Below are 26,991 nucleotides of genomic sequence, written 5' to 3' on the forward strand. Positions count from 1 at the left end.
CTGTTCGCACAACGTCGTGCCGGGCACGGGCCACCTCACCCGGCTCCGTATCGCTCTCACCGCCTTCTTCGCCCTCGACGGCTTCGTCTTCGCCGGCTGGGTCGTCCGCATCCCCGCCGTCAAGGAACAGACGGGCGCCTCCGCCAGCACCCTCGGTCTCGCCCTCCTCGGCGTCTCCGCCGGAGCCGTGGTCACCATGACGCTCACCGGACGCCTCTGCCGCCGCTACGGCAGCCACTCCGTCACCGTCGTCTGCGCCGTCCTGCTCTCGCTCAGCGTCGCCCTGCCCCCGCTCACCCACTCCGCTCTCGCCCTCGGCCTCGTCCTGCTGCTGTTCGGCGCCGCCTACGGCGGGATCAACGTCGCGTTCAACAGCGCCGCCGTCGACCTGGTGACCGCACTGCGGCGGCCGGTCATGCCCAGCTTCCACGCGGCCTTCAGCCTGGGCGGCATGATCGGCGCGGGGCTGGGCGGCCTGGTCGCGGGCTCCCTGTCCCCCGCCCGCCACCTGCTGGGCCTCACCGTCGTCGGTCTGCTCGTCACCGCGGTCGCGGGACGCGCCCTCCTGCGCGTCGAACCCCCGGTGCCCGCGGAGCGCACGCCGTCCGGGAAGGACCGGCCGCGCCGCCCGGACGCCCGCACCCGTGGCCTGGTGACCGTCTTCGGCCTGATCGCCCTGTGCACCGCGTACGGCGAGGGGGCGCTCGCCGACTGGGGCGCCCTGCACCTCGAGCAGGACCTGGGCGCCTCCCCGGGAGCCGCCGCCGTCGGCTACTCCTGCTTCGCCCTGGCCATGACGCTGGGCCGGCTCAGCGGGACGGTGCTCCTCGAACGGCTCGGCCGGACCCGGACCGTCGTCGCGGGCGGTGCCACCGCGGCGGCCGGGATGCTGCTCGGCGCACTCGCCCCTTCCCTCTGGGCGGCCCTGCTCGGATTCGCGGTCGCGGGGCTCGGCCTGGCCAACCTCTTCCCCGTCGCCGTCGAACGCGCGGGCAGCCTCGCCGGCCCGAGCGGGGTCGCCACCGCCTCCACGCTCGGGTACGGCGGCATGCTGCTCGGGCCGCCCGCCATCGGGTTCATGGCGGACTGGTTCTCCCTGCCGGCCGCGCTCACCAGCGTGGCCGTGCTCGCGGCCGTGGCCGCCGCCATCGGCTTCGCGACCCGGCGGGCGACGACGGGCTGACCCTCCGCTCCCCGGCCCGCGGCCTCCCCGAGCCGGGCGCCCGCGGCACGGACGGATCACCGGTCGTCCTCCTCGGCGGCCTGCGGCAGCACGGCGCGCACCGGTTCCGTGCCGGGGCGTCCCAGCGCGAGAGGTCGAGGTCGTCCTGGGCGCCGGCGCCGTACGCGCCGCGCCCCGGGAAAGCGGTCGGAAAGCCGGCCGGCACGGTACGGCTGTGGTGCACGGCCGGACGGCCGAGCCGGGTGAGCATGGCGGGGGCCTTGCGTCGGGGCCTTCCTCGGGATTTCCCCAGGTCCTCGAAGGCTGGGCCCGGTGTCCGTACCCCGTCGGCACGGCCCCTGGAAGATCCACTGGAACGCGGCGCTCGGGATACGCTCGACGCATGGGCGAGGGGACGACGGGGACGGGAACGACGGGAGCGGAGACGGCCGGGACGGGGGCGGACGGCACGGAGACGGCGGGGGCGGACGGGACGGCGCACGGCCTGCGCTGCGAACTGCTCGGCCCGCTGCGCGCGTTGCGCGACGGCGTCGAGATCCCGCTCGGTCCGCCGAAACAGCGTGCGGTGCTCGCCGTGCTGCTGCTCCAGGAAGGCCGCTCGATCTCGTACGACGGCCTGGTCGAGGCCGTGTGGGGCGGCGCGCCGCCGGTGCATGTGCGCAACCTCGTGCAGAAGTACGTCTCCGGGCTGCGCCGCGCGCTCGGTGACGGGGCGGAACTGGTCTGGACGGGCAGCGGTTACCGGCTCACCGGTGTCCGGGCCGACGACCTGCTGCGGCGCCGGGCCCTGGTGGACGAGGCGCGGGCCGCGCGGGACGCCGGGGACCTGCGCCGGGCGGGCGAACTCGCCGGGCGGGCGGAGGCGTTGTGGCGCGGCGAGTTCGCCGAAGGGCTGCAGGCGCCCTACCTGGCGGCGGAGCGGCTGCGCTGGGCCGAGAAACGGCTCACCGTCCTCGAAGCCCGGCTGGCCGGCCAGATCGAGCTGGGCCGGCCCTTCGAGTACGTCCACGAACTCGTCCGGCTCGTGGCGGCGCACCCGCTGCGGGAACGCCTCGTGGAACTGCTGATGCTCGCGCTGTGCCGCGCCGGCCGCCCGGCCGACGCCCTCACCGCCTACGAGGCGGCACGCCGGCGCCTCGCCGAGGCGATGGGCACGGACCCGGGGCCCGCGCTGCGGTCCCTGCACGCCCGGATCCTGCGCCAGGACCCGGCGTTGCTGCCGACGCCGCCGGTGGCGGTGGGGTGACGGGAGCGGGGGCCGACGGGTCCGGTGCCTTACGAGGCGGCGCCCTTCGCGGCCCGGCCCTTCTGCGGGTACACCAGCCCCACGCCGTGCGCGAGCTGGGCCACGGCGTGCCGGAAGAACGCCTCCCGTTCCTCCACGATCCGGTTGAACTGGCCGAACAGCTCGAACCCGACCAGCCCGTACAGCTGGGCCCACGCCGCGACGAGCGCCGTCACCACCTCGGGCGGCAGGTCGGGCGCGAGTTCCACCGCCATCCGCTCGGCCTCCGGGCGCAGTTCGGCGGGCAGCGGCGGCTTGGCCAAGCCGAGGCCCCGATGCGCGTCGCGGACGATGCCGACGAGGAGGAGGCCGACCCGGGAGGCGGCGGGGACGGTGGTGCGGGGCGCGTTGTAGCCGGGCACCGGCGACCCGTAGATCAGCGTGTACTCGTGCGGATGGCCGAGCGCCCAGTCCCGCACCGCCTCGCACACGGCGACCCACCGCTCGGCGGGGCCGGCGTCGGCCACCGCGTCGTGCGCCGCCTCCGCGGCCTCGCCGAGCGAGTCGTAGGCGTCGGTGATGAGCGCGGTCAGCAGGTCGTCACGGCTGGGGAAATAGCGGTACAGCGCGGAGGAGGCCATGCCGAGTTCCCGGGCCACGGCCCGCAGCGACAGCTTGGTGGCGCCTTCCGCCGCGAGCTGTCTGCGCGCCTCCTCCTTGATGGCCGCGGTGACTTCGATCCTGGCGCGGGCGCGCACGCCGTGTGCGGTGCTGGTCATGTGAGGCAGTGTGCCACGAAGTCGGAGCAGTGCACGCAAAGGAGAGCGGCCGACGCGAAAGTGAGCACTGCTCTTGTGTCGAGGCATTCGCTTGCCGCAGACTGACAGGGAAAGAGAGCAGCGCTCACAGAAAAGATCGCCGCTCACACAAAAGAGCGCTGTCTACGTAAGGGAGCACTGCTCACCCAGAGGGGCAGCGCTCACGGAGAGGGCGACACCCGCGGAAGGGAGCGGTACTCACGAACAGCGGGCACGCCGAACGAGAGAACGCCGCCCACACGGGAGAGCACCGGCATTCCTCCGGAGCGCCGCTCACCCGACGGAGCGCCGCTCACCAGAGCACGGCTCACCCACCAGACCAGCGCTCACCCACCAGACCAGCGCTCACCCAGCCAAGGAGCCCCATGTCCACCCACGTCAGAAAGCCCGGCTGGTTCACCGTCAAGGTCCTCAACCGCGCCGTCGCCTGGCTGAGCCGCCGCGGCATCAGCGTCTGGGGCTCCCGGATCCTGGCCGTCCGCGGCCGCAGGAGCGGCCAGTGGCGGACCACCCCCGTGAACCTGCTGACGGTGGACGGGCGGCAGTACCTCGTCGCCCCGCGCGGCCACGTCCAGTGGACGCACAACATGCGGGCGGCGGGCGGCGGCGAGCTGCGCCTCGGCAAGCGCGTGGACACGTTCACCGCGACCGAGGTCGCCGACGACGACAAGCCGCCGCTCCTGCGGGCCTACCTCAGGCGCTGGAAGGCGGAGGTCGGGGTGTTCTTCGACGGCGTCGGCCCGGACTCCTCCGACGCCGAGCTGCGCCGGATCGCGCCCGACCACCCGGTCTTCCGGGTCACGGTCAGGAGGTGACGCGCTCGTCCGCGGGGCGGCGGTCCAGCGCGGTCAGGGCACGCTGGGCCAGCGGATGGCTGCGGACGAGCTCGCCCAGCGACGTCGAGCCCTGCGTGATGTCCTTGAACGCCTTCCACGCCGGCCGGAAGCCGGTCAGCACGGCGTGGAAGAGACCGGGCCGCCGTTCGAACACGGTCAGCATCCGCTTGCCGACGCTCATCTCCACGCCGAGCCCCGCCTTGACGGCGAACGCGTAGTTGAGGGTCTGCCGGCGCGCGTCCACGGCGTCGTGCGCCTCGGCGACCCGGACGGCCCACTCGCCCGCGAGCCGGCCCGACCGCAGCGCGAACGAGATCCCCTCGCGCGTCCACGGCTCCAGCAGCCCCGCCGCGTCGCCGCAGACCAGGACCCGGCCGCGCGACAGCGGCGAGTCGTCGGCACGGCACCGGGTCAGGTGCCCGGAGGAGATGCTCGGTTCGAAGCCGGCGAGGCCGAGCCGCCCGATGAAGTCCTCCAGGTACCGCTTGGTCGCCGCGCCCTCGCCGCGCGCCGAGATCACACCGACGGTCAGCGTGTCCCCCTTGGGGAAGACCCAGCCGTAACTGCCGGGCATCGGGCCCCAGTCGATGAGGATCCGCCCCTTCCAATCCTCGGCGACGGTGTCCGGCACCGGGATCTCCGCCTCCAGGCCCAGGTCCACCTGGTCGAGCTTGACCCCGACGTGCGCTCCTATCCGGCTGGCGCTGCCGTCCGCGCCGACGACGGCCCGCGCGAGCACGACCTCGCCGCCCTGCAGCACGACGGCGACCGTGCGCCGGTCCGGCACCGCCGACCCGTGCTGCTCGACCCGTGAGACCGTCACGCCGGTGCGCAGCTCGGCGCCCGCCTTCTGCGCGTGCTCGACGAGCTGCTGGTCGAACTCGGGCCGATTGACCAGCCCGAACAGCATCTGCTTGGAGCGCCGGGTGCGGGTGAAGCGGCCGTTGTGGGAGAACGTCACCGCGTGCACGCGGTCCTTCAGCGGCAGTTCGAAGCCGGGCGGCAGCGCATCGCGCGAGGGGCCGATGATGCCGCCGCCGCACGTCTTGTAGCGGGGCAGCTCCGCCTTCTCCAGCAACAGCACGCGCCGTCCCGCGACCGCCGCCGCGTAGGCGGCCGAGGCCCCCGCGGGTCCCGCGCCGACCACGACGACGTCCCACACCTGCCGCGCGTCGTCCGCCGAAGAGTTCTCGCTGCTCACGATGGTCTACTGCTCCGATCCAACCGCATGCCTCCCCCAAGCTCCCGGCATCGCCCGAGCAGGGGGCACCCCATCTGTCACCCGCATCCTACGGCGGCCGTCGTCACAGGCCGCTGTGGGAGGATCGGCAGCGCGGCTGCCTGCCCATCGGCACGCGCCCACCCCGCACGATCACACAAGGACAGAAGTTACTCACGGAAGTAACTCATCGGTACAACGTCGCACCCACGAGGAGCGTGCCCATGTCGTCGAATCCGGTCGCCGAGACCGTCGCCTCGCTGATGCCCAGGGCGCGGGCGGAGCTCACCGAACTGGTGGCCTTCCCGTCGGTGGCGGACTTCGACCAGTTCCCCAGGAGCGGGAGCGAGGACGCCGCGCGGTGGATCGCGGACGCGCTCACCGCCGAGGGCTTCACGGACGTGGCCCTGCTCGACACCCCGGACGGCACGCAGTCGGTCTACGGCTACCTGCCCGGCCCCGAGGGCGCGAGGACGGTCCTGCTCTACGCCCACTACGACGTGCAGCCGCCGCTGGACGAGGCCGCCTGGACCACCCCGCCCTTCGAGCTGACCGAACGCGACGGGCGCTGGTACGGGCGCGGCGCCGCCGACTGCAAGGGCGGCGTGATCATGCACCTGCTGGCGCTGCGCGCGCTGAAGGCCGACGGCGGCGTGCCGGTGCACGTCAAGGTGATCGTCGAGGGCTCGGAGGAGCAGGGCACGGGCGGTCTGGAGCGGTACGCGGAGGAGCACCCCGAGCTGCTGGAGGCCGACGCCATCGTGATCGGCGACGCGGGCAACTTCCGGGCCGGCCTGCCGACGGTCACCTCCACCCTGCGCGGCATGACCCTGGTGCGCGTCCGCATCGACACGCTCGAGGGCAACCTGCACTCGGGCCAGTTCGGCGGCGCGGCCCCCGACGCGCTGGCCGCGCTGATCCGCGTACTGGACTCGCTGCGCGACGAGGACGGTTCCACGGCGATCGACGGGCTGGCCGCGGACGCCGTGTGGGAGGGACTGGGGTACGAGGAGGAGCAGTTCCGCAAGGACGCCAAGGTGCTCGACGGGGTCGGGCTGATCGGCTCCGGGACGGTCGCGGACCGCATCTGGGCGCGTCCGGCCGTCACGGTGCTCGGCATCGACTGCCCGCCGGTCGTCGGCGCCACGCCGTCGGTGCAGGCCGGCGCCCGCGCGCTGATCAGCCTGCGGGTGCCGCCGGGCGTGGACGCGGCCGAGGCGACCAAGCTGCTCCAGGCGCACCTGGAGGCGCACACGCCGTGGGGGGCGCGGGTACAGGTGGAGCAGATCGGCCAGGGCCAGGCGTTCCGCGCCGACACGACCAGCCCGGCGTACCGGGCCATGGCGGACGCGATGGCGGTGGCGTACCCCGGGCAGCGGATGCAGTACGCCGGCCAGGGCGGCTCGATCCCGCTGTGCAACACCCTCGCCGCGCTCTATCCGCAGGCGGAGATCCTGCTCATCGGCCTGAGCGAGCCGGAGGCGCGGATCCACGCCGTGGACGAGAGCGTCTCCCCCGAGGAACTGGAGCGGCTGTCGGTGGCGGAGGCGCTGTTCCTGCGCAACTACGCGACGAGCTGAGTTCCGCTCTGCTCTCGGCCGAAGCCCCTCGCCCGCGGGCGGGGGGCCTTCTACGGTCGTCCCATGGACGTCGTCGAACTCCTCCCCCGTCTCCGTCTGCTGCGCTTCCCGGTCGGCCAGGCCTACCTGTGGCGCGACGGCGAGACGCTGACGCTGATCGACGCCGGTCCGGCGGGCTCCGCCGCCGCGATCGCCGAGGCGGTGCGCGGGGCCGGGCCGGTGCGGCGGGTCGTACTCACCCACTTCCACGAGGACCACGCGGGCGGGGCGGGCGAGTTCGCGGCCCGCAGCGGCGCCGAGGTGCTGGCCCACCGCCTGGACGCCCCCGTCGTGCGGGGCGAGGTCCCCGGCCCGCCACCGGTGCTGGAGGACTGGGAGCGCCCGATCCACGAGGCGGCGCTCGCGCTCCTGCCCGCGGGCGGCTTCCCCCGGCCTGCCCGCGTCACGGAGCTGTCCGGCGGCGACGTGCTCGACTTCGGCGGCGGAGCGCACGTCGTCCACGTGCCCGGCCACACGCCCGGCAGCATCGCGCTCCATCTCCCGCGCCACGGCGTGCTGTTCACGGGGGACACCGTCGCCGCGTCGCCGGCCGACGGCAGCGTCCTGCCGGGCGTGTTCCATCTCGACCGGGACCGGGCCGTCGCCTCCTTCCGCCGGCTGGCGGAACTCGACTCGGACGTGGCCTGCTTCGGCCACGGCGACCCGGTGGTCGGCGGCGCGTCCGCGGCGCTGCGCGCGGCGGCGGCCCGGTACGGCGTCACCCCCTGAGCCCGCCGGCCCCGGCCCGCCGAAGACGTCACCCGACCGGAACGCCTGCCTCCAGGTACAGCGCCGCGCCGCGTTCCCGGGCCCGCAGGGCCCAGCGCAGGCGTTCGTAGCGGACGGGCGGCAGGAGGTCGGCGGCCTCCTCCTCGGTGACGAAGCGCCAGTCGCGCAGCTCCGGGCCGGGCAGCAGCAGCCGGCCGGCCTCCGCGGAGTCCAGGCGGCCGCCGTCGAACAGCAGGCGCAGCCCGCCGAAGCCGGGCGGCGCGGGCGGCTCCCAGTCGACGACGAGCAGGCTCGGCACGTCCTGGAGCCGGATCCCGGTCTCCTCGACGACCTCGCGCATCCCGGCGCGGGCGGGCGCCTCGCCGGGTTCCACGACGCCGCCGGGGAACTCCCAGCCGGCCTTGTAGGTGGGGTCGACGAGCAGCACCCGGTCCCGCTCGTCGAAGAGGAGGACGCCGGCGGCGAGCGTCTCGGCGGTGGGCTCGGGCGTCTGCACGATCTCGCAGGCGGGCACGGATCCGTCGCCGACCGCTTCGGCGATCCGGGCGGCGGTCTGGTACGGGGTGAGGGAGCTGGTGTCGATCGGGTGGGCGTCGGCGGTGAGCCAGGAGGCGAGGGCGGTCCGGTACGGCTCGATGTGGTCGTAGGACCACTGCCGTATGCGCAGTTCGCCGTCGGGCGGGTCCGGCGGGACCTCCCGGCCGGCTATTCGCTCCCGCAGTATCGTTTCGGCCGGTGCGAGGAGAATGTGCCGGACGGCGATCCGGCGGGCGGCGAGACCGCCGAAGATCTCGTCGCGGTACTCCTGGCGCAGCAGGGTCATGGGAACCACGAGGGTCCCGCCCAGTTCGGCGAGCATCGCCGCCGCCGTGTCGATCACGAGGCGGCGCCAGATCGGGAGGTCCTGGAAGTCACCGACCTCGGCGAGGTGCTTGGGCGGCAGCAGGTGGGTGAGCGCTCCTCCGATGACCTCGGGGTCGAAGAGCGTGCTGTTCGGGATCAGCTCGATCAGTTCCCGTGCGGTGGTCGTCTTCCCCGCACCGAACGCGCCGTTGATCCAAACGACGGTCACGGTTCCCCCTCTTCTCTTGGCCCCCTGTGGCTTGCCCGCTCCACCCTGCCACGGAAACCAGCCCCAGTTGAGAGCGCGGACACACGGCGCCGGCGCCCCCGACCGCGGGGCGCCGGCGCCGTGTGTCCCGGACCCGTGGGCGGGTCAGTCCCCCTGCCCGCTCCGCCGCCCGTCGGGGGCGCCGTGGTCCAGGGGCAGGCCGTCGGCGGCCACGGTGCGTCCGAGGTCGCCGACGGTCCTGTCGACGTCGACGCCGCCCAGGGGCTCGGTCAGGGCGTGGGAGGGGGTGACCGCCGCGACGACGAAGCCGGTGGCGAGGGAGGCGATGGCGAGCATGCTGCGCTTCTTCATGCCGGGTTCAACTGCGCGAGCGGCCGGGAGTCACGGCCCGGCACCCGCACGGCGGCCGCCCGGCCCGCCGGCCCACCGCCCCGCAAGCCCTGCCGCCCGGAGCCCGGAGCCCGTGAGGAGCCCGGAGCCCGGAGCCCGGAGCCGGGGAAGCGTCCCGGCCGAGGGGTCTCAGACGCCGGCCGCGGTCACGCCCGGCGTCCTCGCCAGCGCGGCCGAGGCCGCCCCCACCAGACCCGCGTCCGTGCCCATCCGCGCCGGCGTCACCGTCAGGCGCTGGACGAAGGAGAGGGTGGCGTAGTCGGCCAGGGCCCTGCGCAGCGGGCCGAAGAGCACCTCGCCCGCCTTGCCCACTCCCCCGCCGATCACCGCGATGTCGATCTCGACCAGGGTCGCGGTGGCCGCGATGCCGGCGGCCAGCGCCCGGGCGGCCCGCTCGAAGGAGGCCACGGCGACCGGGTCGCCGGCCCGGGCGGCGGCGGCCACCGCGGCGGCGGAGGTGTCGCCGTCCGGGCCGGGCCGCCAGCCGTCGTCCAGGGCGCGCCGGGCGATGTTGGGGCCGCTCGCGATCCGCTCCACGCAGCCGCGCGACCCGCACGGGCACGGATCGCCGTCGAGGTCGACGCTGATGTGGCCGATGTGGCCGGCGTTGCCGGTCGGGCCGGGATGCAGCCGGCCGCCGAGGACCAGGCCGCCGCCGACGCCGGTGGAGACCACCATGCACAGCGCGTTGTCGTGGCCCCGGGCCGCGCCCTGCCAGTGCTCGGCCGCCGTGATCGCCACGCCGTCGCCGATCAGCTCGACGGGCAGGTCGCCGGCCGCGGCCCGGACCCGTGCGACGAGCGGGTAGTCGCGCCAGCCGGGCACGTTCACCGGGCTCACCGTGCCCGCGGAGGCGTCCACCGGGCCCGCGCTGCCGATGCCGACGGCCGCGGCACGGCCCCACAGCGGGGAGGCGGCCAGTTCACCGAGCACCTCCTCGACGGCCCGCATCACGGTCTCGCCGTCCTCCCGCGCGGGCGTGGCACGCTGCGCGCGCACCAGGATCCGGCCGTGGCCGTCCACCAGTCCTCCGGCGATCTTGGTGCCGCCGATGTCCAGCGCGGCCACGAGGTCGGTGTGCATCAGTGTCGGATCTCCCCGTCAACCATGAGAAACCAAGAGGGAACAGCAGGCCGGTCTCGCGGTGATGACGCAGGCCGGAGATTGCGGTGGACAGTGTCCCCGCTTCTGACAACGTTGTCCAGGCTCTATGCTCGACGCCACATCCTCATACAAGCCCACGGGCGGCGCATCCCCGTGCGGGGACGCACCCCGTCGAGCGGCGCGTCCCCGTGGGCCGACATCCCGATGGGCGGACGCGCCCCGCTGGCCGGACGCGTCCCCGTGGACGACAGGACAGGACACCGCACCGTGCCCGACACGCCCCGCCGAGCCGACCGTCTCCCCGCGACCCGTTACGGCAACCGTCCGACCATGAAGGACGTGGCCGCCCGTGCCGGGGTCGGACTCAAGACCGTCTCACGGGTGGTCAACGGGGAACCGGGCGTCACGCCGGAGACGGAGCGCCGCGTCCAGGAGGCCATCGAGGCGCTGGGCTTCCGCCGCAACGACAGCGCCCGGGTGCTGCGCAAGGGCCGCACGGCGAGCATCGGACTGGTCCTGGAGGACCTGGCGGACCCGTTCTACGGGCCGCTCAGCCGGTCGGTCGAGGAGGTGGCCCGCGCCCACGGCGCCCTGCTCATCAACGGCTCCAGCGCCGAGGACCCGGACCGTGAGCAGGAGCTGGTGCTGGCGCTGTGCGCGCGGCGGGTGGACGGGCTGGTGGTGATCCCGGCCGGGGACGACCACCGGTACCTGGAGCCGGAGCTGAGGGCGGGCGTCGCGACGGTGTTCGTGGACCGTCCGGCGGGCGGGATCGACGCGGACGTGGTCCTGTCCGACAACTACGGCGGCGCCCGTGACGGCGTGGCCCACCTCATCGCGCACGGGCACCGCCGGATCGGGTTCATCGGCGACATGCCCCGCATCCACACCTCCGCCGAGCGGCTGCGCGGCTACCGGGCGGCCATGGAGGACGCGAGCATACCGGTGAAGGACTCGTGGATCTCCCTGGGCGCCACCGACCCGGAGCGGGTGCGCCGGGCGGCCGAGGAGATGCTGTCCGACACCGATCCGGTCACCGCGGTCTTCGCGGGCAACAACCGGGTGACGGTCACCGTGATCCGGGTGCTCGCCGCGCACGCCCGCCCCGTCGCCCTGGTCGGCTTCGACGACATCGAGCTCGCCGACCTGCTGCAGCCGGGGGTCACGGTCGTCGCCCAGGACGCGGCGGCGCTCGGCCGCACCGCCGCCGAGCGCCTGTTCCGGCAGCTGGACGGCAGCCTGGTCACGCCCGAGCGCATCGAACTGCCCACCCGGCTGATCACCCGCGGCTCGGGCGAGCTGCCGCCGGCGGACTGAGCGGACGGTACGGGGCCGGTCCGGTCCCTCGGGGCGGGTGCCGGGGCGCCTGTCCGCGCTCCCCGGGCGGCACCGCCGCCCCGTCCCCGCGGGCTCGGGCCGGTCGCCGCGCGGACCACGGGGCGGGCGCGCCGGCCCCCGGCAGGCCGCAGCGGCGGGTCCGCTACCCGGCCGGGGCGCCGCGCCGGGGCGCCGCAAAACCCTCCAGGCCGGCGCGGGTCAGTCCGGTCAGCCGGGCCACCTCGGCGATGTCGAGCGCCCCGCAGTCCAGGCCCCGCAGCAGATAGCCGCCGAGGGCCCGGGCGGTGGCGGGCTCGTCCATCACCTCGCCGCCGGCGCGGCTCGCGTAGCGGGCGAGGCGGTCGGCGGCCTGCTCGAAGCCCTCGCGGTAGAAGGCGAAGACGGCCGCGTAGCGGGTCGGGAGGTGACCCGGGTGCATGTCCCAGCCCTGGTAGTAGGCGCGGGCCAGGGCCCGGCGGGTGAGGCCGTAGTGCAGGCGCCAGGCGGCGTGCACCTGCTCGGTGGGGCCGACGGGCAGGACGTTGGTCGAGCCGTCCGACACCCGCACCCCCGTCCCCGCGGCGGCGACCTGCATGACGGCCTTGGCGTGGTCGGCGGCCGGGTGGTCGGCGGCCTGGTGGGCGGCGGAGACGCCGAGGCAGGCGCTGTAGTCGAAGGTGCCGTAGTGCAGGCCGGTGACACGGCCCCCGGCGGCCTGGATCATGCGGGCCACGGTGGCGGTGCCGTCGGCGGCGAGGACGGCCTGGCTGGTCTCGATCTGGATCTCGAAGCCGAGGCGGCCCGGCTCCAGGCCGTGCGTCTCCTCGAAGGCCGCCAGCAGCCTCGCCATGGCGGTGACCTGCTCGGCGTAGGTCACCTTCGGCAGGGTGAGGACGAGCCCGCCGGGCAGGCCGCCGGCCTCCATCAGGCCGGTGAGGAAGACGTCGAGGGTGCGGATGCCCCGGGCGCGCACCGCCGCCTCCATGCCCTTCGTGCGGATGCCCGTGTACGGGGGCGCCGTCCCCGTCCGGTACGCCTCGGCGACCAGCCGGGCCGCGCGGGCGGCGGACTCGTCCTCCTCGGCGTCGGGGCGGTTGCCGTAGCCGTCCTCGAAGTCGATCCGCAGGTCCTCGACCGGCTCGCGCTCCAGTTTGGCGCGCACGCGCGCGTGCACCGGTTCGGCGAGTTCGTCGTCGAGTCCCAGGACGGCGGCGAACGACGCGGCGTCCGGGGCGTGTTCGTCGAGGGCGGCCAGGGCTCGCTCGCCCCAGGAGCGGATCGTGTCGGCGGCGAAGACGTCGCCGGGGACGTAGACGGTGTGGACGGGCCGGCGGGTGCCGGGGTCTCCGGGGTAGCGGCGCTCCAGTTCGGCGTCGACCGGCGCGAGGGCGGCGTCGATCTCCTCGCCGACGGCGTCCGCGAGGCTCGTCGTCACCTTCTCCTGTTGCCCCATCCCACACCCTCCCGTTTTCCGCTTTACGGAATAAGCAATCCGTAAAGCGAAGCTATCGGGCGGTCTTCCCGCCGGTCAACACCGTCTTACGCCGCGGGCCACTCCACCATCCCGGCATGTTCACGCCCCTCTGACACCTTTTCCCGCCGGGCCGCGCGGCCGGCGCCCCGCGTGCCGCAGCACCGCACGACCCGCCCGGAAGCCGCCGCAGAAGGAGCACCCGTGCCCGACCACAGCCGAGTCACACGCCGCCTGAGTCTGAAGACCGCCCTGGCCGGCGCGGTCGCCCTGCCGCTCTCCGGCACGGCGCCGGCGTCCGCGTCCGCCCCGGCGGACCGCGGCAGCCGCCTGCGGGTCATGTCGTTCAACCTGCGCTTCGCGAGCACCGCCGAGCCCCACAGCTGGGCCGTCCGCAGACCGGTGATGCGTGAACTGCTGCGCCGTGAGCGCCCGCACGTCATCGGCACCCAGGAGGGCCTCTACCAGCAGCTGCGCGACATCGAGGCCGACCTCGGACCGCACTACGACTGGATCGGCACCGGGCGCGCGGGCGGCAGCCGCGACGAGTTCATGGCGGTCTTCTACGACACCCGCCGCCTCGCCCCGCTGGAGTACGACCACTTCTGGCTCTCCGACACGCCGGACGTGATCGGCTCCAACACCTGGGGCGGCGGCTCCGTCCGCATGGTCACCCGGGTCCGCTTCCGCGACCGGCGCGACGGCGACCGGGAGTTCCACGTCCTCGACACGCACCTGGACAACGCGAGCCCGTACGCACGCGCGCGGGCCGCCGCCCTCGTCGCCGAGCGGATCGCCGGACTCGGCCGCTCGCTCCCGCTGGTGGTGACCGGCGACTTCAACGTCGCGGCCCACAAGGACCCGGTCCACGACACCCTGCTGGGCGCCGGCCTCGTCGACACCTGGGACGCGGCGGCCGAGCGCGGCGCGCTGTACGGCACCTTCCACGGCTACCGGCCGCTCACCCCCGGCGGCGACCGCATCGACTGGATCCTCGCCACGCCGGGCGTCACCGTGCACCGGGCGTCGGTCAACACCTTCTCGCGCGACGGGCAGTTCCCGAGCGACCACCTGCCCGTGCAGGCCTCGCTGACCCTGGGGTGAGCACCGACGGCCGAGGCCCCCGCGACCGTCCGTGGTCGCGGGGGCCTCGTGCCGGCGTACGGGGATCAGCCCTTGCGGGCCTTGATCTCCTCGGTGAGCTGCGGGACGACGTCGAACAGGTCGCCGACGACGCCGTAGTCGACCAGGTCGAAGATCGGGGCCTCGGGGTCCTTGTTGATGGCCACGATGGTCTTCGAGGTCTGCATGCCGGCCCGGTGCTGGATCGCGCCGGAGATGCCGGAGGCGATGTACAGCTGCGGCGAGACGGACTTGCCGGTCTGGCCGACCTGGTTGGTGTGCGGGTACCAGCCGGCGTCGACGGCGGCGCGCGAGGCGCCGACGGCCGCGCCGAGGGAGTCGGCGAGGGCCTCGATGACCGCGAAGTTCTCCGCGCCGTTGACGCCCCGGCCGCCGGAGACCACGATCGCGGCCTCGGTCAGCTCCGGACGCCCGGTCGACTCGCGCGGGGTACGGCCGGTGATCTTCGTGCCGGTCGCCTGCGCGGAGAAGGTCACCTCCAGCGCCTCGACCGCGCCCGCGGCCGGGGCGGCCTCCACGGCCGCGCTGTTGGGCTTGACCGTGATGACCGGGGTGCCCTTGGTGACGCGGGACTTGGTGGTGTAGGCGGCGGCGAAGACCGACTGGGTGGCCACCGGGCCCTCGTCGGACGCCTCCAGGTCGACGGCGTCGGTGATGATGCCGGAGCCGATGCGCAGCGCCAGGCGAGCGGCGATCTCCTTGCCCTCGGCGGAGGACGGGACCAGCACGGCGGCCGGCGAGACGGCCTCGTACGCGGCCTGCAGGGCGTCCACCTTGGGGACGACCAGGTACTCGGCGTACTCGGCGGCGTCGTGGGTGAGGACCTTCACCGCGCCGTGCTCGGCGAGGACGGCGGCGGTGTCGGCGGCGCCGCCGCCGAGGGCGACGGCGACCGGCTCGCCGATGCGGCGGGCCAGGGTCAGCAGCTCCAGGGTGGGCTTGCGGACGGCGCCGTCCACGTGATCGACGTAGACGAGGACTTCAGCCATGGGATTGCTCTCCTGCTCGATGACTTCGGGGGCGGTCGGCGGATGCGGGCTCAGATGAACTTCTGGCTCGCGAGGAACTCGGCGAGCTGCTTGCCGCCCTCGCCCTCGTCCTTGACGATCGTGCCCGCGGTGCGGGCCGGACGCTCCGTCGCGGAGTCGACCGCGGTCCGGGCGCCCTCCAGGCCGACCTCCTCGGCCTCGATCTCCAGGTCCTCCAGGTCCCAGGACTGAACCGGCTTCTTCTTGGCCGCCATGATGCCCTTGAAGGACGGGTACCGGGCCTCGCCCGACTGGTCGGTGACCGACACGACCGCCGGCAGGGAGGCCTGGAGCTGCTCGGAGGCGGCGTCGCCGTCCCGGCGGCCCTTGACGACGCCGTCCTCGACCGACACCTCGGAGAGCAGGGTGACCTGCGGGACGCCCAGACGCTCGGCGAGCAGCGCGGGCACCACGCCCATGGTGCCGTCGGTGGAGGCCATGCCGGAGATCACCAGGTCGTAGCCGGCCTTCTCGATCGCCTTGGCCAGCACCAGGGAGGTGCCGATGGCGTCGGTGCCGTGCAGGTCGTCGTCCTCGACGTGGACGGCCTTGTCCGCGCCCATGGACAGCGCCTTGCGCAGGGCGTCCTTGGCGTCCTCCGGGCCCACCGTCAGGACGGTGATCTCCACGTCGTCGTCGGAGTTCTCCGAGATCTGCAGCGCCTGCTCGACGGCGTACTCGTCCAGTTCGGAGAGCAGACCGTCCACGTCGTCCCGGTCGACGGTCAGGTCATCGGCGAAGTGCCGGTCGCCAGTGGCGTCGGGCACGTACTTCACGGTGACAACGATCCTCAAGCTCACGCCGGCTCTCCTACTGCATCGTCATTTCGGTGCTGCCTCTTGCAAGCAGCATAGGCGCCTCAAGCGGCCGATCCCGGTCGGGGCGACCCCTGCTCCAGCCGAGATATTACTCGCCAGTACACCCAGTTCGTTCCCGCTAAGCAAGCGCTTTGAACTGTGACCTGTGCAACGCAGCGTAACCGGAACCGGACGGTCCCGCAGCGGGGGACGAACGGGGATCAGTCGCGCAGGCCGTGGAAGCGTCCCTGGTGGTACAGGAGGGGGCGGCCGGTGCCGTTGGGGTCGCCGAGGCGGACCTCGGCCAGCACGATCCGGTGGTCCCCGGCGGGGACGCGGCCGACGACGCGGCAGACCAGCCAGGCGAGGACGCCGTCGAGGACGGGCACGCCCTCGGGGCCCTCGCGCCAGACGGTGGGCGCGCCGAAGCGGTCGGCGCCGCTGCGGGCGAAGGTGGCGGCCAGCTCCCGCTGGTGCTCGCCGAGTATGTGGACACCGACGTGGTCGGCCGTGGAGACGGCGGGCCAGCTGGAGGCGCCGGTGCCGATGCCGAAGGAGAGCAGCGGGGGCTCGGCGGAGACGGAGGTGAGGGAGGTGGCGGTGAAGCCGACCGGCCCGGCGTCACCACGGGCGGTGATCACGGCGACCCCCGCGGCGTGCCGCCGGAAGACGGAGCGCAGCAGGTCGGGGCCGGCCGGCGGGGCGGCGTCGAGGTCGGGTGTGGCCGTCATGGGGTCGTCCTCCTTCCAGGGGTGGCCAACGGGGCCGCGGCTGCTCAGCGGTCCGGACAGCACGCGCTCACGGCGCGGGCGGGACCGGTGCGCGCCCGCCCGGGGAGAAGGAGGTGCGAGGACATGCGCTCAAGCTGACGGCAGGCGGCACGCGCAGTCAAGTTCGTCCCGGCATCCGAAAGGCGCCCCCCGGTCCGCACGGCCGGTCTCACACGGCCTCCCCGAGCGCGGCGATCACGTCGGCCTTGCGCGGCCGGCCGGTGGCGCGCCGCACGATCCGGCCGTCGGCGTCGAGGACCAGCACGGTCGGCGTCCTGAGGATGTCGAGCCGGCGCACCAGACCGAGGTGGGCCTCGGCGTCGATCTCGACGTGGGTGACGCCCGGGACCATGCCGGCCACCTCGCCGAGGATCCGCCGGGTCGCCCGGCAGGGGGCGCAGAAGGCGCTGGAGAACTGCACGAGCGTGGCGCGTTCGCCGAGCTGCGTGCCCAGTTCGGCCGCATCGAGCCGCTTGCCGTCGTCCTGTCCGCGCACCCGCGTTCTTCCCTTCCGTCGCCGCGGCGCCCCGCGGGCGCCCGCCGCCGCGAGCACCGGCACGCACGCCACCAGTCCCGTCATCGTCCGGTTCAGCGTTCGCGGGACCGCGGAGATTCCCGGCTCACCGGAGGGCCTCCCGCGGAATGCCCGGTCCCCACGGACGCCGGGGTGCGGCGGGCGCGGCCCGGGTGCGAAGTGCGGGCGTCCACGCGGCAGGTGACGACCCGTACGGAGTAAGGGGGACATAAGGGTTGTAGGGCGACGTGACGAGAATCTCGCGGTTCACCGGCGCTCAGGCTGGCTACACGGCCGCCGATGGGGCACCATCTGCGACAAGCCGTAAACCTACGGCTGCGTAACTTTCCAACTGGGAGCCCCCTTCCCAGGCAGAGCAAGGAAGGGTCCACCCCGCCCATGGCAGAACTCGTCTACCGCCCGGTCATCGGTCTCGCCCGCACGCTGTTCAAGGTGTGGGACCTGAGGATCGACTGCCGGGGATCGGAGAACATCCCGCGCTCGGGCGGCGCAGTGCTGGTGAGCAATCACATCAGTTACCTGGACTTCGTCTTCAACGGGCTGGCGGCGCTGCCGCAGAAGCGCCTGGTGCGTTTCATGGCCAAGGAGTCGGTCTTCCGTCATCGGATCTCCGGTCCGCTGATGCGCGGGATGAAGCACATCCCCGTGGACCGCGAGCAGGGCGAGGCGGCGTACGAGCAGGCGCTGCGCTCGCTGAGGTCGGGTGAGATCGTCGGGGTCTTCCCCGAGGCGACGATCTCGCAGTCGTTCACCCTGAAGAGCTTCAAGTCCGGTGCCGCGCGCCTGGCCCAGGAGGCGGGCGTCCCGCTGGTCCCGATGGCGCTGTGGGGCACGCAGCGGCTGTGGACCAAGGGACACCCGCGCAACTTCAGGCGCAGCCACATCCCGATCACGATCCGGGTCGGCGAGGCCGTGGAGGCCACCCGCGACCAGTACGCGGGCGCGATCACCCGGCGGCTGCGCGAGCGGGTGCAGGAGCTGCTGGAGAGCGCCCAGCGCGCCTACCCGGTACGGCCCAAGGGCCCGGAGGACATGTGGTGGATGCCGGCCCATCTCGGCGGTACGGCGCCCACGCCCGAGGAGATCCGCGCCGCCGAGGCGCACTGACTCCCGCGCCCGGCCGGCCCCGTCGACGGTCCCGCCGGCGGCCCGCGCCGGGGCCGCACTCCTCCGGCCGGGCGCCGGGAGCGCGTGCCGTCGGGCGGGGCCGGCGCGGTCGTGGTGCGTCCCGCCTCAGAGCGCGGCCGGCAGCGCCCGCCACAGGGACGGCCGGTCGGGGGCGGCCTTGAGGGCGCCGAGCACGGCCGGGTGCGGTTCGGCGTACAGGACCGGGTAGTCCGTCTCGCCCGCCTCCGGATCGGGGATCCAGGCCAGCCGCTCGCCGTCGAGGGAGAACCGGGCGTCCACTCCGGGCTTGTTGCCGCGCGGGTCCTGCCGGTGCCAGGCGCCGTTGAACCGTACGGCGACCAGGCCGTGGACGGCGTGCCCCGAACCGTCGCCGTGGGCCAGTCGCTGGTAGCACAGCGCCGTCGGGATGTCCTCGGCCCGCAGCAGCGCGGCCAGCGCGTGGGCCTTGGCGTAGCAGATGCCGGTGCCCTGCTCCAGGACGTCGGAGGCCCGCCAGGTGACGCGGTGGTCGCCGGAGTCCTGCGAGTGCGCGATGGCGTCGCGGACGAACTCGAACGCCACACGCGCATACTCATACGAGTCCGCCACCTCCCTGGCAAGTCCGTCGGCTGTCTCCCGCACGCGCGGATGGTGATGGTCGATCGCCTCATCGGCGGCCAAGTAGGCGGACAGGTCGGGGGTTTCCTGGATCAGCTGCATGTCCGCAGAGCATAGGCATGCAACCGATCAAGGGTCAATCAATTTTCGATCGGTCGCATACTTATGCAGTCATTGCCGGTGGCTCAGCGGGCCGCCTCCTCCTTGAGGGCCGCCACGAAGGCGTCGACGTCCTCCTCGGTCGTGTCGAAGGCGCACATCCACCGCACGACGCCCGCGGCCTCGTCCCAGAAGTAGAAGCGGAACCGCTTGCGCAGACGCTCGGCCACGTCGTGCGGCAGACGGGCGAAAACCGCGTTGGACTGCACGGGGTGCAGGATCTCCACCCCGTGCACCGCGCGCACGCCCTCGGCGAGGCGCTGGGCCATCTCGTTGGCGTGCCGGGCGTTGCGCAGCCACAGGTCCTTGGCGAACAGCGCCTCCAACTGCACCGACACGAAGCGCATCTTGGAGGCGAGCTGCATCGACAGCTTGCGCAAGTGCTTCATGTGGCGGACGGCGTCCTGGTCGATCACCACGACGGCCTCGCCGAACAGGGCGCCGTTCTTCGTGCCGCCCAGGGAGAGGATGTCGACGCCGGCCGCGTTGGTGAACGCCCGCATCGGGACGTCCAGGAAGGCGGCGGCGTTGGCCAGCCGGGAGCCGTCCAGGTGCACCCTCATGCCGTGCGCGTGGGCGTGCTCGCACAGGGCCCGGATCTCCTCCGGCGTGTAGACCGTGCCCAGTTCGGTGGTCTGGGCGATCGAGACGACCTGCGGCATCGCGCGGTGCTCGTCGTCCCAGCCGTACGCCTCCCGGTCGATCAGCTCGGGGGTGAGCTTGCCGTCGGGCGTGGGGACGGTGAGCAGCTTCAGACCGCCGACGCGCTCCGGCGCGCCGCACTCGTCGACGTTGATGTGCGCGCTCTCGGCGCAGATCACCGCGCCCCAGCGGTCGGTGACCGCCTGGAGCGCGACGACGTTGGCGCCGGTGCCGTTGAAGACCGGGAACGCCTCGGCGGTGGCGCCGAAGTGGCTGCGCGCGACACCCTGGAGGTGTTCCGTGTACACGTCCTCGCCGTACGAGACCTGGTGCCCGCCGTTGGCGAGGGCCAGGGCGGCGAGCACCTCCGGGTGGGCCCCGGCGTAGTTGTCGCTGGCGAAGCCACGGACGCCCGGGTCGTGGCGGCGCCGGGCGTCGGTCTTCGGGGGGTTCACGGCTTCTCGGTCAGCCACAGACGGTTTCCGTTCACTTCCGCGGCGGGCCTCTCCCAGACTCCGGCGATGGCCTCGGCCAGGTCCCTGACGTCCGTGAAGCCCGCGAACTTCGCGTTGGGGCGGTCGGCGCGCATCGCGTCGTGCACCAACGCCTTCACCACCAGGATGACAGCCGCGGAGGTCGGCCCCTCGGCGCCCTCGGCGATCCCGGCCTTGCGGAAGTAGTCGGCCAGGGCGAGCGTCCACGTCTCGGCGGCGGCCTTGGCGGCGGCGTAGGCGGCGTTGCCCGCGGCGGGTCTGCCGGCGGCGGCGGCGCTGATCAGGACGTAGCGGCCGCGGTCGCTGCGCTGCAGCGCCTCGTGGAAGGCGAGGGAGGTGTGCTGCACGGTGCGCACCAGCAGCAGTTCCAGCAGGTCCCAGTCGTCGAGGCTGGTCTTGGTGAAGGTCTCGCTGCCCCGCCAGCCGCCGACGAGGTGGACCAGGCCGTCCACCCGGCCGAAGTCCTTCTCGACCCGGGCCGCCCACTCGCGGGCCGACGTCAGGTCGAGCAGGTCGACGGTGTCACCGGTGACGGTCGCCCCGCCGTGCGCGTAGCTCGCCGCGTCCACGGCCTCGGCCAGCCGCTCCGGGTCGTTGTCCGCGCCGACGACGGTCGCCCCCGCCTCGGCGAGCCTGAGCAGCGTCGCGCGTCCGGCGGGTCCTCCCGCACCGGCCACCGCGATCACCGCGCCGCTGAGCGCCCCGTTCCCCGCCATGTTCCTCGCCTCCTGGGCAGTGTGGTCGGTGCCGTCGTTCACGCGGCGGCCCGCTCGGCGCCGTCCGCCGTGATCCCCCGGGTGGAGGCGATCACGTTCTTCAGCTTCTTGGACAGGGCCTCGTAGAACATGCTCAGCGGAAACTCGTCCGGAAGCACGTCGTCGACGAGTCTGCGCGGCGGCTGCGTCAGGTCCAGGGCGTCGGGGCCCTTGGCCCACTTCGAGCCGGGGTGCGGGGCGAGGTAGGTGGAGACCAGCTCGTACCCGGCGAACCAGTGGACGAGCTTGGGGCGGTCGATGCCGTCGCGGTACAGCTTCTCGATCTCGGCGCACAGCTGGTTGGTGACCTGCGGGGCGCGTTCCCAGTCGAGGGAGAGCCTGTTGTCGGTCCAGCGGACCACGTCGTGCCGGTGCAGGTAGGCGAAGAGCAGCTGGCCGCCGAGGCCGTCGTAGTTGCGGACGCGTTCGCCGGTGACCGGGAAGCGGAACATGCGGTCGAAGAGCACCGCGACCTGGACGTCACGGGCCTGCGGGACGCCTTCCCCGGCCAGCTTGACGGCCTCCTTGAAGGCGGTGAGGTCGCAGCGCAGCTCCTCCAGGCCGTACATCCAGAACGGCTGGCGCTGCTTGATCATGAACGGGTCGAACGGCAGGTCGCCGTGGCTGTGGGTGCGGTCGTGGATCATGTCCCACAGCACGAAGGCCTCCTGGCAGCGCTTCTGGTCGTGGACCATCGCGGCGACGTCCCGGGGCAGTTCCAGGCCGAGGACGTCGACGGCGGCGGCGGTCACGCGGCGGAAGCGGGCGGCCTCGCGGTCGCAGAAGATGCCGCCCCAGGTGAACCGCTCGGGGGCCTCGCGCACGGCGATGGTCTCGGGGAACAGGACGGCGGAGTTGGTGTCGTAACCGGCCGTGAAGTCCTCGAACGCGATGCCGCAGAACAGCGGGTTGTCGTAGCGGGTGCGCTCCAGCTCGGCCAGCCAGTCGGGCCAGACCATGCGCAGCACGACCGCCTCCAGGTTGCGGTCCGGGTTGCCGTTCTGGGTGTACATCGGGAAGACGACCAGGTGCTGCAGGCCGTCCCGGCGGTTCGCGGCGGGCTGGAAGGCCAGCAGCGAGTCGAGGAAGTCGGGCACCCGGAAGCCGCCGTCGGACCAGCGGCGCAGGTCCTCCACCAGGGCCTCGTGGTAGGCGCGGTCGTGCGGCAGCAGCGGGGACAGCTCCCGGACGGCGTCGGCGACCTGCCGGACGGCGAGTTCGGCGTCGGCGGGGTCCGGGGCGTCCTCGGCGTCGAAGTCGATCGATCCGTCCTTGGACTGCCAGGGCCGGATCCGCTCCACGGCATCCTTGAGCACGGGCCACGCCGGGTGCTCCACCACCCTGACTGCCGGAGGAACCTCTACCTCCGCGCCCACCTGCACAAGAATTTCCGTCATGTCCCACCCTCCACAGGAGAACCTCTCGTAAGGAGACCGTATACACACGAGGTTTCCCCCAGCAAGAGGAGTCTCGGGAAATCGTCCTGCTCAACCCCACCCCCCACCGCACTTTTTCCTGTCGATTGCCGGTACGGCGGTGACTACGGTGCCCGGCACCCCTGGCGGTCCGGATCCGCGTGTACACCCGGGACGGGCCCGGGCGGGGCCGTTAGGCTGCGGATCCGCCACCGCAGCCGTCGACGGAAGCGAGTTGAGCTGTGAACCTCCTCATCATCGGTCACCGCGGAGTCATGGGTGTGGAGCCCGAGAACACCCTGCGGTCCTTCGTCGCCGCCGAGCGGGCCGGTCTCGACGTCGTCGAACTCGATCTGCATCTGAGCAAGGACGGCGCGCTCGTCGTCATGCACGACGCCGAGGTGGACCGGACGACCGACGGCACCGGCGCGATCGCCGAGAAGACGCTCGCGGAGCTGCGCGCCCTGGACGCGGGGAAGGGGGAGCGGATCCCGGTCTTCGAGGAGGTGCTGGACGCCGTGTCGGTGCCGCTGCAGGCCGAGATCAAGGACGTGGCGGCGGCCCGGGCCCTGGCCGAGGTGATGCACGCGCGGAACCTGGCGGACCGGGTGGAGGTGTCCTCGTTCCACGACGCGGCGATCGCCGAGATCACCCGTCTGGTGCCGGGCGTGCGGACCGCGCTCGTCGCCGGCCGCTACGGCCCCGAGGTCGTGGACCGCGCGATCGAGGCCGGCGCCCGGACCGTCTGCCTGAACATCCGCCGGCTCACCCTGGAGGTCGTGGAGTACGCGCGCAAGGCGGGCCTGGGGATCATCGGCTGGGTGGTGAACACCCAGGACCACCTGCGTCTGGTCCGGGCCCTGGAGCTGGACGGCGCGACCACCGACTACCCGGGGATCGAGCGCGCCGGCCGCTCCACGGCCTGACGGCGGCGCCCGGGCGCCCCGGTGGGTTCCCGTGCCCCGCGCCGGCGAGGGTCGTGGTCCGGGCGCCGGGGGCCGTCGTGCCACTGCGCGCGGCCCGGCCGGGTGCCGGACGACGCGGGACGATACGCCTAGGCCAGTTCCTTGACCAGCAGCTCGAACCGCAGGTCGGGCCGCTGCGGAACGCCGAAGCGCTCGTCGCCGTACGGGAACGGGGTCATCCGTCCCGTACGGCGGTAGCCGCGCCGCTCGTACCAGGCGATGAGCTCCTCGCGTACGGAGATCACGGTCATGTGCATCTCCTCGACGCCCCATGTCTCGCGGGCCTGCCGCTCCGCCTCCGCGAGGACCGTCTTGCCGAGGCCGCCGCCCTGGAGCCGCGGGCTGACCGCGAACATCCCGAAGTAGGCGTGGTCGCCGCGGTGTTCCAGCTGGCAGCAGGCGACGATCCGGCCCTCCCGCTCGACCGTCAGCAGCCGGCTGCCGGGCGACTCGACGACCTCCAGCACGCCCTCGCGATCGGTCCGCCGTCCTTCCAGGATGTCCGCCTCGGTGGTCCACCCGGCCCGGCTGGACTCCCCGCGGTACGCCGACTCGATCAGCGCGACCAGTTCGTCCACATCGGCGGCGGTGGCGTCGCGGAACGTCGGCCCGGCGGTGGGGATGCTCATGGGGTGTCTCCGAACTCCTGGGTGTTCCTGGGCGCGGCTCGGCCGGGAAAGAGGGTAACCCTGCCGCTAGGCTCCGGGGGCATGGTGCATGTGCTCAGCAGCCGGATCCTGCTCCGCCCCACCGATCCCGAACGCTCCCGGGCCTTCTACGGCGAGCAGTTGGGCCTCGCCGTCCACCGCGAGTTCGGCACGGGGCCGGAGCGGGGCGTCGTCTACTTCCTCGGCGGCGGCTTCCTGGAGGTCTCGGGCCGGGCCGATCCCTCCGCCGGCCCGCCGTCGCCGGCCGTGCGGCTGTGGCTGCAGGTCGAGGACGTGACCGCGGCGCACGAGGAACTGCGCGCGAAGGGCGTCGAGATCGTCCGGGAGCCGGTGCGGGAGCCGTGGGGGCTGGTGGAGATGTGGATCGCGGACCCGGACGGCACGCCGATCGTGCTGGTGGAGGTGCCCGTCGACCACCCGCTGCGGTACCGGCCGGGGATCTGAGGCCACCGGGGCGGTTCCGCGCCGCGCCGCCGCCGGCTACGGCCGGGCCGGGGCGCCGCCGCTCGGTCCACGACGTGCTCCGAGCGGGGCCCGCGGCCTCAGCCCGGCACGCCCGGGCGGCCCTCCAGCCGGGCCAGGAGCCGGCCGAGCAGGGCGGCGAGTTCCCCCTGGTCGGAGGCGTCCAGGCCGGACAGGACGGCGGTCTCGTAGGCGAGCTGTCCGGGCAGGACGCCGTCGACCAGGGCGCGGCCGGCGTCGGTGAGGCGGACGTGGGCGACGCGGCGGTCGCGGGTGTCGCCGCGGCGCTCCACCAGGCCGCGCTCGGTGAGCTGCTTGAGGCGCTTGGTGACGGCGGCGCCCGAGGAGAAGGTCTCGCGGGCCAGCTCCCCGGGGGTCAGCTCGTGCCCGGTGCGGCGCAACGCGCCGAGCAGGTCGAACTCCGGGCGGCTGAGCCCGGCGCGGCGCAGCGGGGCGTCCTCGGCCTGCTGGAGGAGGGCGGCGCAGCGGTTGATGCGGCCGATGATCTCCATGGGGCCGGTGTCCAGGTCGGGGTGGACGGCCCGCCACTGCCGCACGACCTTGGCGACGGTGTCGCCGGGCGTCGCGTCCGTCGGGGTCCCTGTCCGTCCGTGGGGTGCCGTCATGGCCGTACGTCCTCCGTCTTCTGCGCTGTCGTGCCCGCGCGCGGGCGGTGTCCCTGGCGGCGTACCGTCGCGGCGAGCGTACGGTGTCCGGACTGCTCGGCGCGCACGACCCTCTCCTGGGGCAGGGCCCGCTGCCACCACTCCCCGGCCGCGGCGTCGGCGGTGGCCCGCAGATCGACCAGGGCGGCGGCGAGGGCGCGGCGGGCGGACTCCAGGGCGCCGGGCGCCGGGTCCGGCCGGGCCAGCAGGCGGGCGGCGTGCTCCCGGGCGCGGTCGGCGGCGTCCAGCGCCCGCTCGACCCGGTCGGCCGCGCGCCGGTTGGTGACGGCGAGGGCGGCGGCGAAGCCGACCAGGGCGCCGACGAGGGTGTCCGCGATCCGCTCGGTGATCAGCCGCCCGGGCTCCTGGTATCCGGCGAACTCGGTGATGAGCAGCGCCATCGGGGTCACGCACACGCTGCCGAGCCAGTAGTTGCGGCTGATGAGGGCCTCGGCGCCGAAGTTGAAGGCGAGACAGCACAGCACGAGGGCGGCCGGTCCGAGGTGGGTGAGCGGGGTGACGGCGGCGAAGAGGAGGACGCCGGCGAGGTTGCCGACGACGCGCTGGACGGCCCGGTTCCAGGTGAGGGTGATGTTGGCCTGGTAGAGGGAGGCGGCGGTGACCAGGGCCCAGTAGGGGCGTCCGATGCCGAGCGCGAGGGAGGCGTACCCGGCCAGGGCGCAGCCGAGGGCGGTGCGCGCGGCGATCGGGGTCAGCGGGCCGAGCCGCTGCCACAGCGGCTGCCGTCCGGTGGCGCGTTCGGCGTCCATGCCGAGGAGTTCGTCGGCGGCCTGCGGGTCGTCGTCGGCCTCGGGGACCGGGCCGGTGCCGCGCAGGGCGCGCGCCCAGGCGCGCAGCCGCTCCGGATCGGTGTCCGCGGGGGCGGCGAGGGCGACCTCGGCGCGGACGACGAGGCGTTCCAGGGCGCGCCGGGTCGCGGCGCGGCCCCGGGCCGGCGGCACCGACAGCAGCGTCTGCCAGGCGGCGTGCACGGCGGCGTAGGCGGCGGCGCGGGCTGCCCGGGCACGGCCGTCGTCCCCGGTTCGGTGGGCCTCGGCGCAGGCGGCGGTGGCGTTCAGGGCGTGGGCGGTGGCGCGGCGCTCCGGGCCGTGGGGGCGGACCAGTCCGGGCGCCATGCCGACGAGCCAGGCCCAGGCGCCCGCCGCGGCGCCCAGCGCGAGGTGGCCGGGGACCTGGGCGAGGGTCTGCGGTGCGAACAGGGCGGCGGAGCTGATGAAGGTGAGGACCACGTTGCCCGGCGGCCCGACGCGGGTGGCGTCGCACAGCGCCTTCTGCGCGGCGGCCAGCAGGGCCCCGACGGTGACGAGGACGACGGCGTCGCGGGTCAGCGACGCCGCGACCAGTGCGACGGCGACGCCGCCGAGCATGCCGAGCACGACCCGGGCGAGGACGCGGGCCCGGGCGGCGTAGGGGCGGTTGTGGGCGTACAGGGCGCACAGGGACCCGGCCATCGTGTACATGGCCAGGTCGAGGCGGCCGAGCGCCAGCAGGGCCAGGTTGGGCGGGGCGACCGCGGCGACCGAGCTCAGGGCGGGTTTGAACCAGATGTCGGAGGGGCGGCCCGGACGCAGTACGCCGGCGAGCGGGAGGCGTCGGACGAGCGGGGTGTCCGGGGTGGGGGTCGCACTGCTCATGACCATTACCTTAGCAAGTGTTTTACACGTGAAAGAAATGTCGCGGCCGGCGGCCCGGACGAGTACCCCGGTGCACGCGCTCCGCCGAACGCTCCCCGCGCACCCCCTTGCGCTCGCGTGTCCCCCGCAC

Annotated in this window: 27 protein-coding genes; 10 read left to right on the forward strand and 17 right to left on the reverse strand. The window is 73.9% G+C overall.

Annotated features, from left to right (window positions below):
* Positions 1-16 precede the first annotated feature (16 nt).
* Positions 17-1,183, forward strand: a complete 1,167-nt coding sequence (locus tag ABD363_RS08680) for an MFS transporter (RefSeq protein WP_344601475.1) — start codon at positions 17-19, stop codon at positions 1,181-1,183.
* A gap of 382 nt (positions 1,184-1,565) precedes the next feature.
* Positions 1,566-2,429, forward strand: coding sequence for an AfsR/SARP family transcriptional regulator (locus ABD363_RS08685; protein ID WP_344601330.1), 864 nt, complete (start codon positions 1,566-1,568; stop codon positions 2,427-2,429).
* Positions 2,430-2,458: 29 nt separating this feature from the next.
* On the opposite strand, the gene ABD363_RS08690 is transcribed toward ABD363_RS08685, so the two are convergent.
* Positions 2,459-3,187, reverse strand: coding sequence for a TetR/AcrR family transcriptional regulator (locus ABD363_RS08690; protein ID WP_344601332.1), 729 nt, complete (start codon positions 3,185-3,187; stop codon positions 2,459-2,461).
* Between the two features lie 404 nt (positions 3,188-3,591).
* Between ABD363_RS08690 and ABD363_RS08695 the strand changes: the two genes are divergently transcribed.
* Entirely contained in the window at positions 3,592-4,041 is a 450-nt protein-coding gene (locus ABD363_RS08695; RefSeq protein WP_344601334.1) for a nitroreductase family deazaflavin-dependent oxidoreductase, read from the forward strand.
* Here ABD363_RS08695 and ABD363_RS08700 read toward each other — a convergent pair.
* Entirely contained in the window at positions 4,031-5,263 is a 1,233-nt protein-coding gene (locus tag ABD363_RS08700; protein ID WP_344601336.1) for a geranylgeranyl reductase family protein, read from the reverse strand. The genes ABD363_RS08695 and ABD363_RS08700 overlap by 11 nt on opposite strands.
* A 242-nt stretch (positions 5,264-5,505) precedes the next feature.
* On the opposite strand from ABD363_RS08700, the gene ABD363_RS08705 reads away from it, so the two are divergent.
* Positions 5,506-6,861 carry a dipeptidase gene (locus tag ABD363_RS08705; RefSeq protein ID WP_344601338.1) on the forward strand — a complete coding sequence of 452 codons (1,356 nt, stop codon included), beginning with the start codon at positions 5,506-5,508 and terminating at the stop codon, positions 6,859-6,861.
* Positions 6,862-6,924: 63 nt separating this feature from the next.
* Entirely contained in the window at positions 6,925-7,629 is a 705-nt protein-coding gene (locus tag ABD363_RS08710) for an MBL fold metallo-hydrolase (RefSeq protein WP_344601340.1), read from the forward strand.
* Positions 7,630-7,657: 28 nt separating this feature from the next.
* On the opposite strand, the gene ABD363_RS08715 is transcribed toward ABD363_RS08710, so the two are convergent.
* From ABD363_RS08715 to ABD363_RS08725, 3 genes are all read right to left on the reverse strand, one after another.
* Positions 7,658-8,701: an NUDIX hydrolase gene (locus ABD363_RS08715; protein ID WP_344601342.1), complete on the reverse strand. Its 1,044-nt coding sequence runs from the start codon at positions 8,699-8,701 to the stop codon at positions 7,658-7,660.
* Between the two features lie 144 nt (positions 8,702-8,845).
* Entirely contained in the window at positions 8,846-9,052 is a 207-nt protein-coding gene (locus tag ABD363_RS08720) for a hypothetical protein (protein ID WP_344601343.1), read from the reverse strand.
* 168 nt (positions 9,053-9,220) lie between these two features.
* The gene (locus tag ABD363_RS08725) at positions 9,221-10,174 is read right to left on the reverse strand and encodes an ROK family protein (RefSeq protein ID WP_344601345.1); all 954 of its coding nucleotides are present in this window, start codon (positions 10,172-10,174) and stop codon (positions 9,221-9,223) included.
* 261 nt (positions 10,175-10,435) lie between these two features.
* Between ABD363_RS08725 and ABD363_RS08730 the strand changes: the two genes are divergently transcribed.
* Complete coding sequence (locus ABD363_RS08730; RefSeq protein ID WP_344601347.1) at positions 10,436-11,512, forward strand: LacI family DNA-binding transcriptional regulator; 1,077 nt, start codon at positions 10,436-10,438, stop codon at positions 11,510-11,512.
* Between the two features lie 163 nt (positions 11,513-11,675).
* On the opposite strand, the gene ABD363_RS08735 is transcribed toward ABD363_RS08730, so the two are convergent.
* Positions 11,676-12,965 (reverse strand): DUF6986 family protein, encoded by a 1,290-nt coding sequence (locus ABD363_RS08735; RefSeq protein ID WP_344601349.1) that lies wholly within the window; start codon positions 12,963-12,965, stop codon positions 11,676-11,678.
* Between the two features lie 222 nt (positions 12,966-13,187).
* Here ABD363_RS08735 and ABD363_RS08740 point away from each other — a divergent pair, with 222 nt between their 5' ends.
* Complete coding sequence (locus tag ABD363_RS08740; protein ID WP_344601351.1) at positions 13,188-14,087, forward strand: endonuclease/exonuclease/phosphatase family protein; 900 nt, start codon at positions 13,188-13,190, stop codon at positions 14,085-14,087.
* A 65-nt stretch (positions 14,088-14,152) separates the two neighbouring features.
* Here ABD363_RS08740 and ABD363_RS08745 read toward each other — a convergent pair whose 3' ends face one another.
* From ABD363_RS08745 to ABD363_RS08760, 4 genes are all read right to left on the reverse strand, one after another.
* On the reverse strand, positions 14,153-15,115 hold the full coding sequence (locus tag ABD363_RS08745; protein ID WP_344601352.1) for an electron transfer flavoprotein subunit alpha/FixB family protein: 963 nt from the start codon (positions 15,113-15,115) through the stop codon (positions 14,153-14,155).
* Between the two features lie 50 nt (positions 15,116-15,165).
* Complete coding sequence (locus ABD363_RS08750; RefSeq protein WP_344601354.1) at positions 15,166-15,954, reverse strand: electron transfer flavoprotein subunit beta/FixA family protein; 789 nt, start codon at positions 15,952-15,954, stop codon at positions 15,166-15,168.
* A 218-nt stretch (positions 15,955-16,172) separates the two neighbouring features.
* The gene (locus ABD363_RS08755; RefSeq protein WP_344601356.1) at positions 16,173-16,682 is read right to left on the reverse strand and encodes a flavin reductase family protein; all 510 of its coding nucleotides are present in this window, start codon (positions 16,680-16,682) and stop codon (positions 16,173-16,175) included.
* A gap of 208 nt (positions 16,683-16,890) precedes the next feature.
* Complete coding sequence (locus ABD363_RS08760) at positions 16,891-17,301, reverse strand: TlpA family protein disulfide reductase (protein WP_344601358.1); 411 nt, start codon at positions 17,299-17,301, stop codon at positions 16,891-16,893.
* Positions 17,302-17,634: 333 nt separating this feature from the next.
* On the opposite strand from ABD363_RS08760, the gene ABD363_RS08765 reads away from it, so the two are divergent.
* Complete coding sequence (locus ABD363_RS08765) at positions 17,635-18,363, forward strand: lysophospholipid acyltransferase family protein (RefSeq protein WP_344601360.1); 729 nt, start codon at positions 17,635-17,637, stop codon at positions 18,361-18,363.
* Between the two features lie 126 nt (positions 18,364-18,489).
* Here ABD363_RS08765 and ABD363_RS08770 read toward each other — a convergent pair whose 3' ends face one another.
* From ABD363_RS08770 to ABD363_RS08785, 4 genes are all read right to left on the reverse strand, one after another.
* The gene (locus tag ABD363_RS08770; protein ID WP_344601362.1) at positions 18,490-19,083 is read right to left on the reverse strand and encodes a transglutaminase domain-containing protein; all 594 of its coding nucleotides are present in this window, start codon (positions 19,081-19,083) and stop codon (positions 18,490-18,492) included.
* Between the two features lie 83 nt (positions 19,084-19,166).
* Positions 19,167-20,237 carry a threonine aldolase family protein gene (locus ABD363_RS08775; RefSeq protein WP_344601364.1) on the reverse strand — a complete coding sequence of 357 codons (1,071 nt, stop codon included), beginning with the start codon at positions 20,235-20,237 and terminating at the stop codon, positions 19,167-19,169.
* Entirely contained in the window at positions 20,234-20,992 is a 759-nt protein-coding gene (locus ABD363_RS08780; protein WP_344601366.1) for an SDR family NAD(P)-dependent oxidoreductase, read from the reverse strand. The genes ABD363_RS08775 and ABD363_RS08780 overlap by 4 nt, the downstream gene beginning before the upstream one ends.
* A gap of 38 nt (positions 20,993-21,030) precedes the next feature.
* The gene (locus ABD363_RS08785; RefSeq protein WP_344601368.1) at positions 21,031-22,428 is read right to left on the reverse strand and encodes a DUF6421 family protein; all 1,398 of its coding nucleotides are present in this window, start codon (positions 22,426-22,428) and stop codon (positions 21,031-21,033) included.
* Positions 22,429-22,688: 260 nt separating this feature from the next.
* On the opposite strand from ABD363_RS08785, the gene ABD363_RS08790 reads away from it, so the two are divergent.
* Positions 22,689-23,372, forward strand: a complete 684-nt coding sequence (locus tag ABD363_RS08790) for a glycerophosphodiester phosphodiesterase (RefSeq protein WP_344601369.1) — start codon at positions 22,689-22,691, stop codon at positions 23,370-23,372.
* Positions 23,373-23,500: 128 nt separating this feature from the next.
* On the opposite strand, the gene ABD363_RS08795 is transcribed toward ABD363_RS08790, so the two are convergent.
* On the reverse strand, positions 23,501-24,040 hold the full coding sequence (locus tag ABD363_RS08795; RefSeq protein WP_344601370.1) for a GNAT family N-acetyltransferase: 540 nt from the start codon (positions 24,038-24,040) through the stop codon (positions 23,501-23,503).
* 81 nt (positions 24,041-24,121) lie between these two features.
* Between ABD363_RS08795 and ABD363_RS08800 the strand changes: the two genes are divergently transcribed.
* A complete protein-coding gene (locus ABD363_RS08800; protein ID WP_344601372.1) occupies positions 24,122-24,523 on the forward strand; it encodes a VOC family protein in 402 nt (133 codons plus the stop codon).
* A gap of 98 nt (positions 24,524-24,621) precedes the next feature.
* Here the strand turns inward: ABD363_RS08800 and ABD363_RS08805 are convergent, their stop codons facing one another.
* Positions 24,622-25,167, reverse strand: a complete 546-nt coding sequence (locus tag ABD363_RS08805; RefSeq protein WP_344601374.1) for a MarR family winged helix-turn-helix transcriptional regulator — start codon at positions 25,165-25,167, stop codon at positions 24,622-24,624.
* The gene (locus ABD363_RS08810) at positions 25,164-26,861 is read right to left on the reverse strand and encodes an FUSC family protein (protein ID WP_344601375.1); all 1,698 of its coding nucleotides are present in this window, start codon (positions 26,859-26,861) and stop codon (positions 25,164-25,166) included. The genes ABD363_RS08805 and ABD363_RS08810 overlap by 4 nt, the downstream gene beginning before the upstream one ends.
* Positions 26,862-26,991 lie beyond the last annotated feature (130 nt).

Origin of the sequence: Streptomyces glaucus (assembly GCF_039533365.1) — a bacterium.
GTDB lineage: Bacteria > Actinomycetota > Actinomycetes > Streptomycetales > Streptomycetaceae > Streptomyces > Streptomyces glaucus.